This window comes from Deltaproteobacteria bacterium, assembly GCA_016874755.1.
Lineage (GTDB): Bacteria > Desulfobacterota > Binatia > UBA9968 > UBA9968 > DP-20.
The window spans coordinates 134,428-142,181 of record VGTH01000010.1 but is presented as its reverse complement, the minus strand read 5'-3'; the positions used below and the strand labels follow the sequence as shown (position 1 = coordinate 142,181).

Annotated in this window: 6 protein-coding genes; 3 read left to right on the top strand and 3 right to left on the bottom strand. The window is 58.6% G+C overall.

The annotated features are described in order from the left end of the window. Both FJ145_08695 and FJ145_08690 read right to left on the bottom strand, forming a co-directional pair. Positions 1-1,314 (bottom strand): transposase (locus tag FJ145_08695; protein MBM4261496.1); only part of this gene is annotated, 1,314 nt, incomplete at its 3' end. 430 nt (positions 1,315-1,744) lie between these two features. Continuing rightward, complete coding sequence (locus FJ145_08690; protein MBM4261495.1) at positions 1,745-4,525, bottom strand: vitamin B12-dependent ribonucleotide reductase; 2,781 nt, start codon at positions 4,523-4,525, stop codon at positions 1,745-1,747. 383 nt (positions 4,526-4,908) lie between these two features. Between FJ145_08690 and FJ145_08685 the strand changes: the two genes are divergently transcribed. Beyond that, on the top strand, positions 4,909-5,385 hold the full coding sequence (locus tag FJ145_08685; GenBank protein ID MBM4261494.1) for a DUF721 domain-containing protein: 477 nt from the start codon (positions 4,909-4,911) through the stop codon (positions 5,383-5,385). A 14-nt stretch (positions 5,386-5,399) separates the two neighbouring features. Here the strand turns inward: FJ145_08685 and FJ145_08680 are convergent, their stop codons facing one another. Beyond that, a complete protein-coding gene (locus FJ145_08680; protein ID MBM4261493.1) occupies positions 5,400-6,128 on the bottom strand; it encodes a tRNA1(Val) (adenine(37)-N6)-methyltransferase in 729 nt (242 codons plus the stop codon). A gap of 101 nt (positions 6,129-6,229) precedes the next feature. On the opposite strand from FJ145_08680, the gene FJ145_08675 reads away from it, so the two are divergent. Both FJ145_08675 and FJ145_08670 read left to right on the top strand, forming a co-directional pair. Then, on the top strand, positions 6,230-7,000 hold the full coding sequence (locus FJ145_08675) for an ABC transporter permease (GenBank protein ID MBM4261492.1): 771 nt from the start codon (positions 6,230-6,232) through the stop codon (positions 6,998-7,000). A gap of 2 nt (positions 7,001-7,002) precedes the next feature. Next, positions 7,003-7,749, top strand: coding sequence for an ABC transporter ATP-binding protein (locus FJ145_08670; protein ID MBM4261491.1), 747 nt, complete (start codon positions 7,003-7,005; stop codon positions 7,747-7,749). Positions 7,750-7,754 lie beyond the last annotated feature (5 nt).

The following is a 7,754-nucleotide window of genomic DNA, read 5'->3' as shown; positions in this document are numbered from 1 at the left end:
CTCGATGTCAAGGTCGAAGACCCGTTTGAGCAGTCGAGCCCAGCTCACACGCGGCGTTTTTTTCTGCGCAGGGGCCTCAGCGGTTGGGGCTTCGCTGGGAGGCTCTAGCGGAGCAGTGGGAACGATTTGACTGCGCAACTTGGCGTTGGGCGCCAGCACGCCGTGGAAGCGAATCAGGTGCAGACGCGGCCGCGGCACGAGAGCCGCCAGCCGCTCCATGAATTCCAATGGCTCCATGACGATATGGGTGGTGCCGTCTTTGTACGGACTCTTCAGTTGCAGGACGATTTGGCCGGCGCGGTTACGCTTGATCCGTTCGTTGGCGATGGCCGGCCGGGCGATGTAGCGGCAGAGCTGCTCGAGTTCCTTGCGCTGATCGGCGCCCCAGCGCAGCGCCGCGTGCAGGCTAAAGCCGTGCGCGTTGACGCGCAGCTCCGGGGCGGACGGTCTGACTTGGCTCGGCAGCCTTTGCAAACTCAGCACTTTCTGACCAGCGCGTGGGCCCAGCGCAATACGATAGGTGCAAGAGGCGGCGTGCAAAGCCTTGAGCGCGCCGTCGGTATCCGTTTCAGCGAGGTAGGTCTGGTCTGGTTCCTCGATGACCGCGCCCAGGCGCGTCAATAGGCGCATGGTGCGCGTGATGATTTTGGCGAGTAGAGCTTCCAGCTCTTCCACTGTAGGAGGCGCCGCCTCGTGGAAGAGCGGTACGCCGTCGCGGTTTAGGTAGACACCGTCGAGCACCAGGCAATGCAGATGAATATTCAGATTGGCCGCCGAGCCGAAGCGCTGGATAAGCGTGACCATGCCGGTGTCGGCTCGGCTAAGTTTAGAGCCCGCCCGCTTGACTAGAAAACCGGCAATGGCGCGGTGGATCGTATGCAATAGCGGCGCGAGGAGTTGCGGCTGAGCGGCTAACAAAAGGCGCAGCGGGATCGGCAACGAGAGCACCCATTGGCGCACCGGGACCAGTGGGATGACGTGATCGACCAGGTGGGCGGCGGTTTCCGCCATACGCCGGGCGCCGCAGGAGGGGCAAAAGCCACGCCGCTTGCATGAAAACGCAACCAGCTTCTCGCAACCGCACTCGCTACAGCGCAGCCGGAGGAAGCCGTGCGCGAGAACGCCGCAAGCGAGAAAGGCATCAAACTCGTCTTTAACAAACTCCGGCAAGCCGCTGCTTCTCTCGGCTTCGACCTGGGCGAAGAAGGTTTCGAGGTTTTCTTGAACTAATCGATGCAGGACGGTTTCTTCGGGGCGCCGCCGCTCGTAATGGCATGGATGTGTTGTCGGCGCGCGCTGGAGCGCTGGACCCATGACCTGTTGGTCACTTTGCCGTGCGGATTGCCTGACGCTGTAGATCGATAGGTTTGCGCTTGCATGCCGGATGCAATGCTAGGGTGTCTTCCATGGTGTCTCCCGGGTGCAGAGCTATTAAAGACCGATCTAAGGTCTTTAAGCACGGCAACCGAGGCTATACTGAAATTATATTCAGTAAACAAGAGCCTCCTCCAGTTTTGAAACGGTTCGATCGGAGCGGGTAAATGCAGGAAGATGAGCGTAGGAAGCCGAGAAAAATCGATTTGATTAGCCTGGCAATTTCCCTCACAGGTCGGCGAGCAGGAATGCAGCGCGAAAAATCATCGGCTTTAGTTTGAGGTCGCAATTTGCGACTTCAAACTAAAACGGGTCGGCCAACTCAAGTCGACCGACCCGTTATCGTCCGCTCTATGTAGACTTCACCGACTCAAGAACACCCACTCACCGCCCCACAATTCATACACTTGTAGCACGCCCCACTGCGAATCATGATCGCACCGCAATCCGGGCACGGCGGCGCGTCTTGTTGATACAAGCTGGTCACGCTGCTGATACTCGTCACCACCGGGGCGCCGCCACGCGGGGTGGTTGCCGCGGTGATCGGCACGACTTTTTTGGCGTGGACTTCTTCGCTCTCCTGCTTCGCTTCCGGCTCTCTTACGACCAGGCCGACTTCCTGCTGGGCGTCTTTGTCGAAGAATTTACTGGCGAGCCAGCGGAAGATGTAGTCCATGATCGACTTGGCCATCGGGATGTCGGGGTTCTTGGTGAAGCCCGAGGGCTCGAACCGCATGTGGCTGAACTTGTCGACTAGCACTTGGAGCGGCACACCATACTGCAGCGCCATGGAGATCGCCGTGGCGAAGGAATCCATCAAGCCGGAGATCGTTGAGCCTTCCTTCGACATGGTGATGAAAATCTCGCCGGGCTGGCCGTCTTCGTACATGCCGGCGGTGATGTAGCCTTCGTGGCCGGCAATGTCGAACTTGTGGGTGATCGAACGGCGCTCGTCGGGCAGCTTGCGGCGCGCGATGCGGGTCTCTCTGACGACGGTGTCTTTTTTCTCTTCTTTCTCTTTCGACGTGTTGAGCGGCTGGGTGCGCTTGGAGCCGTCGCGGTAGATCGCGACCGCCTTCAGGCCCAGCTTCCAGCTCTCCATGTAGGCCTGAATAATATCTTCCACCGTCGCGTCGGTGGGCATGTTGATGGTCTTGGAGATGGCGCCGGAGATAAACGGCTGCACCGCGCCCATCATTTTGACGTGGCCCATGTAGTGAATCGAGCGGCTGCCGTTGGCCGGCTTAAACGCGCAGTCGAACACTGCCAAGTCATCGGGCCGCAGATGCGGCGCGCCTTCGATGGTCTCGTGCTCTTCGGTGTATTCGATGATCTCTTGAATCTGCTTGACGTCGTAGCCCAGGCGCTTCAATGCCCGCGCCACGGTCTGGTTGACAATCTTGAACAGGCCGCCGCCGACCAATTTTTTATACTTGATCAGCGCGATGTCGGGCTCGACGCCGGTGGTATCGCAGTCCATCATGAAGGCGATGGTCCCAGTCGGTGCGAGCACGGAGATCTGCGAGTTCTTCACGCCGTTTCGCTCCGCTTCAGCGCAGGTCTGATCCCATGCTTCGCGTGCCGCGGTCAAAAGATCGAGCGGCACATGCGACGGTGAAATCTTGTAGGCCTGCGAGCGGTGCTTGTTCAGCACCCGCAGCATCGGCTGACGATTCACTTCGTAGCCGCCAAAAGTGCCGGTCGCCGCGGCGACTCGAGCAGATTGCAAGTAGCCTTCGCCGGACATGAGGGCGGTGACTGCGCCAGCGTAAGCGCGGCCGCCGTCGGAATCGTAGGGTAGACCAAGGCTCATGAGCAGCGCGCCCAGGTTGGCGTAGCCGATGCCCAGCTCGCGGAACGCATGGGCGTTGGCGGTGATCTCCGAGGTCGGGTAGGACGAATTGTCGACGAGAATGTCCTGCGCCGTGATGATGATGTCCACCGTGCGGCGGAACGACTCGGTGTCGAACATGCCGTCGTCGCGCAAAAACTTGAGCAGGTTGAGCGACGCCAAATTACATGCGGAATTGTCCAAGTGCATGTACTCCGAGCATGGGTTCGAGGCGTTAATACGCGCCGTATTCGAGCAAGTATGCCAATCGTTGATGGTCGTGTCGTACTGCATGCCCGGGTCGCCGCAGGCATGGGTGCTCTCGGCGATCATGCGCATGAGATCGCGCGCCTTGTAGGTGTCGCTGGTCTTGTTCGGGTCAGTGACGAAGCGGGTCTTCCACTCACGGTCTTCCTGCACCGCTTGCATGAACTCATCGGTGACGCGGACCGAGTTGTTGGCGTTCTGAAAAAACACGCTGCCGTAGGCCGGGCCGTCGAGGCTCGCGTCGTAGCCGGCTTCGATCAGCGCCCAGGCCTTTTTCTCCTCTTCGACTTTGCACTTAATGAACTCTTCGACGTCAGGATGGTCGATGTTCAAGACGACCATCTTGGCGGCGCGCCGGGTTTTGCCGCCGGACTTGATTACCCCCGCCGAGGCGTCGGCCGCTTTCATGAAGGATACCGGCCCGGACGCCGTGCCGCCGCCGGCCAACTGTTCTTTAGCCGACCGAATCTTCGACAGGTTGACGCCCGAGCCTGAGCCGCCTTTGAAAATCACGCCCTCTTTCCGGTACCAATCGAGGATCGAATCCATGGTGTCTTCCACCGAAAGAATGAAGCAGGCGGAGCACTGCGGTTTGGGCTCGATGCCGCAGTTAAACCACACCGGACTATTGAAGCAGGCCTTTTGGTGCAAAAGGATGTGGGTGAGCTCATCGGAAAAGGCTTTGGCGTCGTCCTCGGTGGTGAAATAGCTGTCCTTGCGGCCCCAACCGGTGATCGTGTCGACCACCCGGCCGATCATCTGGCGCACGCTATGCTCGCGCTGCGGCGTGCCGAGCGCGCCGCGGAAATATTTCGACACCACCACGTTGGTGGCCATCAACGACCAGGCCTTGGGAATCTCGACATTGTTTTGCTCGAAGACCACCTTGCCCTTCTCGTTGGTGATCGACGCCGAGCGCAGCTCCCATTCGACCTCGTCAAACGGATTCACCCCAGCCTGGGTAAAATAGCGGGGTATTTTGAGCCCGCTTTTCGCCGTTTCACTCCCTGAAATAACGCCAAAATCGGTCGCCTGGGATACCGTATTTGCCATCTCCCTATCTCCTCTCTCTCCTCTTACCAAAATCAATATATTGTGGAACAACAATTAGGCAAGCACTAGGATTGGTAGTATTAGAAGCAATTGGCGCATTTGTCAATTATTTTTTTTCGGCCCATCGTTTTGCAATATTTTTCGCGGGGTTTGGATCAAGGAGGCGCTCCTGAACGAAGCTCAAACCGGTTCAAAAATGCTGCTGTTTGGCTCACGCCAGGCTCCGCTCTCAGGCCAATGCGTGGCCCCCGGCCTACGCCGGGGTTCGGTCATGCCGGCACGGGCCGGAATCGAAGCAGCAGCTATTGTCCACGAACTTGGGTCTGACAGTGGTTGTGGCTTGGCTTCGCGTCGTCAGATTTGCTACCGTCAGGCCAACCACCATGCCTAGCCGAAGACTAGAGACCGAAAGTGTCGGCGCCGTCCTTAGCCAATCGCTAAAACGGCTTGACCTCGGCACCCGTTTGGACGAGTACGGCGTCTGGCCGATTTGGAACGACGTCGTCGGCAAGACCGTGGCAAACAACGCCCAGCCGGAAAAGATTCGCAACGGCACGCTTTTTATTAAAGTCTCCAGCTCGGTATGGATGCAGCAGCTGCAGTATATGAAAGAGATGATTGCCGACAAGCTCAACCAACGCCTCGGCGCCGAACTCGTGAAGAATATTTTTTTCATCGTCGGCAAGATTCAACCGATCGATGACGCAGCCGCCGACGTGCCGCAAAAGCTCAAAGAAGAGCCGGCGCCAGCGCGCAAAGTCGACACGGCGTTTCTCGAGACGATCGACGACCCCGATATTCGGCAAGCCTTCGAGCGAATGTTGAGAAACTTCGCCAAACGAAAACCGAAAACGGCCTAACCCCATTCAAGCCCTCAGCCGCGAATGATCGCCGCCACCTCGTCGGTGTACTCTTTCCCTTCACGATAAACGATCAACGGCGGCAAAATTTTCACCTCCGCGCGGCCCGCCTTGACCGCTTCCACCAGCACCAGCGACGCTTCCGCGCCGACAAAAGAATGCACGAAACGCACGCGCTTGGGCTCGAGCCGCCGAGCGCGCAGCCCAACAAGCAACTCAACCGCGCGATCGGCGAGATAAACGAAAGCAACGTGCCCCTTGTTTCTTGCCAGATAGGCAGCGGCGTTGAGAAAATCTTCTAACCCGCCATGCAGCTCGTGACGCGCGGCGCGCCGTTCATCGTTGGGGCTGGTGCGGCCGCTCGCCACCCGCCGATAGGGCGGATTGCAAACGATCGCATCAAAACTCTGCGCTACCGCCAAGCTGGCGATGTTGCGAATATCGCCTTGGATGATTTCCACGCGCTCGGCAAAACCGTTTTCCTGCGCGTTGCGCTGCGCCTGCCGCGCCAGCGCGGCCTGATATTCGATGCCCAGAACGTTTATCCGCGGATAGCGCCGCGCCAGGATGAGCGCCATGACGCCGCAACCGGTGCCCAGATCGGCCACCGCATCGCGCGCACGCACGGTCGCGAAAGCCGGCAGCAAGAGCGCGTCCAGCGAAAAACGGTAGCCCCGTTTGCTTTGAAAAAACCGTAGTTTGCCGTCGAACAGGACATCCAGCGTTGCGCTACTGTGCGTCATGATCTCTGAGTGGCTAATGGCGCAGATCGCCTTGAAACACCGGGGGCTTTTCGGTATTTAATTTAAATCCCATAGCTCCCCACTCTAAATTGCCAAATCCCATGCTGTCATTTTTGGGCCGCACCGGCCGCTTCGCCATCGATCAAGTTGCAAGCATGGGGCGCATGTTTTCGTTTCTCATCCATGCGTTCCTGTTGGCCTTTCGGCCGCCAGCCAAGATTTACCTGATCGTTCATCACATTAGAACCATCGGCGTCGATTCGCTCTCGGTGGTCGCGCTGTCGGGATTTTTCACCGGCATGGTCATGGGCTTTCAGGGCTATTACAGCCTGCGGAAATTCAACGCCGAGAGTTTTCTCGGCTCGGCCGCCGCCCTGGGCCTCCTGCGTGAATTGGGTCCAGTGCTTTCGGCGTTTATGGTCACCGGGCGCACCGGCTCGGCCATGGCGGCGGAACTAGGCACCATGCGCGCCACCGAGCAGATCGATGCTTTGGATTCGATGGCGATTAACCCGGTGAAGTATCTAGTCACGCCGCGCCTGGTTGCCAGTTTGATCGCCATGCCGCTCCTGACGGCGATCTTCGATGTCGTCGGCATCTTCGGTGCCTTTCTCGTCGGTGTCAGCCTGCTTGGCGTCAGTTCCGGCAGTTTCTTTGCCGGCATGGATAGCAGCATTGTGTTCTCCGATGTCTACATGGGTTTTGTCAAATCGCTTTCCTTCGGTGTGATCATCACCTGGATTTGCTGCTACAAGGGCTTCTATGCACCGCCCATGGCGACTGGCGTCAGCCAGGCGACCACCGAGTCGGTGGTGCTCTCGTTCGTGATGATCCTGGTCTGGGACTACTTCCTGACTTCCATCATGCTCTGACCATGATTAAAGTCGCCAACCTGTACAAGGGCTTTCGCGGCCAGCAAGTGCTTAGGGGCGTTAACCTGGAGTTCGCCTCCGGCAAAATCACCACCATCGTCGGCACCAGCGGCTGCGGCAAGACAGTTCTGATGAAGCACTTAAACGCGCTCTATCGGCCGGACTCCGGGGAGATTTTTGTCGAAGGCGTCGATATCACTAAACTCGCGCAGAAAGAGCTCTACGAGATTCGCGCCAAGTTCGGCGTGCTCTTCCAAGGCGCCGCGCTGCTCGACTCGATGACCGTCTTCGATAATGTCGCCTTTCCGCTGCGCGAAAAGACCCGCACCAGCGAAAGCGCCATAAAGAAAAAGGTCGAGCTGCGGCTCGAGCAGGTGGGCCTCGGCAAGATGGGCGGCAAACTTCCCGCCGAGCTCTCCGGCGGCATGAAAAAACGCGCCGGGCTGGCGCGCGCGCTCATCATGGACCCGCAAATCGTCTTGTTTGACGAGCCAACCACCGGCCTCGACCCCGTATTGGCGACCAGCATTCATCAGCTGATCGCGCGCACGCAAAAGGAGTTCGGCTTCACCGGCATCGTCGTCAGCCATACGATTCCACAAGTCTTTGAAATTTCCGACTACGTTGCTATGCTCGCAAACGGTGTGATCGAACAGGTCCTGCCGCCCCAAGCGTTTTGCGCGTCGGAAAACCCGGTCGTGCAGCAATTCATTCACGGTCGGACCGACGGCCCCATTCAGGTTTTGTAGGGAGT